3 protein-coding genes are annotated in these 2,632 nt (G+C 64.2%); 1 reads left to right on the top strand and 2 read right to left on the bottom strand.

Translation table 11 applies throughout. The annotated features are described in order from the left end of the window. Window positions 1-707, bottom strand: a 707-nt coding sequence (locus tag QOI01_RS01715) for a CocE/NonD family hydrolase C-terminal non-catalytic domain-containing protein (RefSeq protein ID WP_526377996.1), incomplete at its 3' end; no start/stop codon positions are given. Continuing rightward, window positions 707-1,474, bottom strand: a complete 768-nt coding sequence (locus QOI01_RS01710) for a CocE/NonD family hydrolase (protein ID WP_526377994.1) — start codon at window positions 1,472-1,474, stop codon at window positions 707-709. The genes QOI01_RS01715 and QOI01_RS01710, both read right to left, overlap by 1 nt. 134 nt (window positions 1,475-1,608) lie before the next feature. On the opposite strand from QOI01_RS01710, the gene QOI01_RS01705 reads away from it, so the two are divergent. Next, complete coding sequence (locus QOI01_RS01705; RefSeq protein WP_526377992.1) at window positions 1,609-2,262, top strand: TetR/AcrR family transcriptional regulator; 654 nt, start codon at window positions 1,609-1,611, stop codon at window positions 2,260-2,262. Window positions 2,263-2,632: the final 370 nt, after the last annotated feature.

The raw sequence follows: 2,632 nt of genomic DNA, 5'->3' as shown, positions 1-2,632 counted from the left end.
TCCAGGTGTCGGGCGGACACGCGCAAGCGCCCGTTCGAGCCCTTGTACCGCAGCACGGATGCGCCGCGCTCGGTGAGATCCTGCATCAGCGCGCCGTGATTGGGCACGGTGAACTGCTGCAGCGGCGTGCCATGGCGGTCCAACTTCTGGATGAGGATGAACAGGTCCATGTCGTCGGCGCCATGGCACTCGACCCACAGTCGCGCCTTCGGGTATCCGACCATCGCCGTTTCTTCGTCGAAGCGGATCGCGAAGGAAACCAACGCCGGATTCGATTCTGAGTCGTAACCCACCGTCGCGGCTTCTGAAGCTGGCTCCGCGTTCAGCGTGCGCGAGCCGCCGTCGAGGTAATACTTCGTATCGGCGACGCCTTTCGGCGGGAGCGCGTCCGCTTCCTGATCGAGACGGTCGCCGCCTTCGAGATCGAGCAGGCTGTACCGGACTCGAGGCGTCTGCTCCCAGCCGTTGTCCTCGCCCTTCAGATAGTGATCGAAGAACCGGAGCAGCTCTTCGACATTCGTCTCGTCGTAGTAGTCGGGCCACTCCTGTGTGTTGTGGATGCGTAACCACTTTTCCCGGGAAGCAATACTCCGCCATGCACGTAACGTGCCCGCGGTGTGCAGCGTGTTGGAGTAGCTGGCGACGACGTAGGCCGGCACGGCGATCTTGTCGAACCGTGCGATCTTGTCGTCCCACAGGTCATTCATCAGCGGATGACGTTGCGCCTCCGTGAGGATGTCCTCGCGTTGGTTGTTACCGGCGTAGCTGTTGTTCTGGAGTCGTTCGGCGAAGCCAATGTCGGGCTGCCGCCGCGCATCACGAGGTCGCGATATACGTCGCTCAAGCCTTCCCACGGATTGATTGCCGCCAGGTGCGGTGGCCGTTCGGCCGCGGTAAACCATTGCGAGATCGCGAGATAGGAGGTGCCGCTCATCGCGACCTTGCCGTTGCACCAGTCCTGGACGGCCAGCCACTCGATCAGGTCGTGGCAGTCCTTGCCCTCCTGGCGTCCGAACATCGCGCTGTCCCCCTCCGACTGGGCGATGCCTCGCGGATCGGGGTTGCAGATCGCGTAGCCCTGCGCACACCAGTACGCCGGGTCGGGCCCCTCGAACTTCTCCAGCCCAGAAAGGGCTCCGTTGTCCATGCCGAGCATGGCGAACAGCGAGGTGACGCTCGGGGCAGTGCCCTGGCTCTTGCCATAGGGGCTCCAAGCCACGATGACGGGCACTCCCCCGTTTCGCGTCGTGCCCCGCCCAGGGCGGAACACGTCGGCGTAGATCGTCACACCGTCGCGCAAGGTGACGGCGACGTCCTTGTCGAACACGACCTCGGTCGGCAGCGATCGGAATCGAGGATCGATCTGGAAGCCCGCCGACAGAGTTCGCGTGCCTGGCTCGAACGGGCTCAGCTGTCCGTGGGCATCGCCCGCCTCGTAGTGCGACGGTTCGAATACCTTCTGCCCCTGGCTCATTGCCGCTTCCCTTCCCTCTTCTTCGATGACTCGGGATCAGTCCCGTCGACTTCGACTCGGTTGAAGCGTACGACCGGACAGCCCAATAAATCAACACGCGTTTATATAATTCGTTGAAGAGGTAGGTTCGGAGCATGACGGGCACGCGCAGGCCGGCATCCGGGGCGCGCCGCGGGCGTAGGCCGGGGACGAGTACCACCCGGCAGGCCATCCTCGACGCGGCCCGTGCCCGGTTCGCCTGCGACGGATACGCCGCGACGACGATCAGGCGCGTCGCGACCGACGCGGGTGTCGACGCGTCGCTGGTGATGCAGCACTTCCGGTCGAAGGACGAGCTGTTCGCCTCCGTGATGTCGATCTCGCCGAAGGCCTTGGCGCGCTTTCGCACCGCGTTCGAGGGGCCCGACGTGCACCTCGGCGAACGAGTGGTCCGCGCCTATCTGGACGTGTGGGAGGGGGCTCCCGAGGATTCGGAGCCGCTCATGGCGATGCTGCGGGGTGCCATCGTCAACGATCAGGCGAGCGCGCAGCTGCGCGAGTTCATCCAGGCTCGACTGCTCGATGGCGTCGGGTCGCGCGGAGTTGGAGACGACGGTGCGGTCCGGGCAGGTCTCGTCTCTTCGATGCTGGTCGGCATCGTCGTGGGACGGCGGATCGTCGGTGTCCCGACACTTGCGAACGTGGACCTGGAAACGCTGGTCGCGCTCGTCGCACCCGCGATTCAGACCGTGCTGACCTCGGGGTTACCGCCTGCCGAACCCACTTCGCTCCAGACCCGGCTTGAGTGACCTATTGTTGGTGCAAATCTCCGTGTCATTTCCCAACTCCCTGGCGTGCAGCGTTGCCGAATTGCATCGCACTTGTCAGATGTGTTTTTGCATTCAGGATGGCGGATCCTAGAACAGGACGGTCGTCTACGAAATCGGACTCATCGGGCGATCGTAGGCATTCGGCCGACCATGCCGTCCGTGCACAGCGGTACCGTCAGACCTCGCCGCGATCCTGCGACCCGATAGACACGGGAAGCGTGGGCGACTGCAACACAGCCTGGGGCACGCTGACGGCGACGCTCTGCTGGTCACCTCGACCGCCTCGGCAGCCGATGAGGTAGGAGACCACGGCGCCGCACACGTAGGGTGACGTCATAGCGTCACCTTG

The organism is Mycobacterium sp., assembly GCF_032162605.1.
GTDB lineage: Bacteria > Actinomycetota > Actinomycetes > Mycobacteriales > Mycobacteriaceae > Mycobacterium.
Note: the sequence above shows the minus strand (reverse complement) of the source record. Positions and strands in the feature narration are given on the sequence as shown.

What these genes read in the sequence shown, in the direction of transcription:
- QOI01_RS01710 (WP_526377994.1), bottom strand. Translation starts at nt 1,474, where the DNA reads ATGAGCCAGGGGCAGAAGGTATTCGAACCGTCGCACTACGAGGCGGGC.
- QOI01_RS01705 (WP_526377992.1), top strand. Translation starts at nt 1,609, where the DNA reads ATGACGGGCACGCGCAGGCCGGCATCCGGGGCGCGCCGCGGGCGTAGG.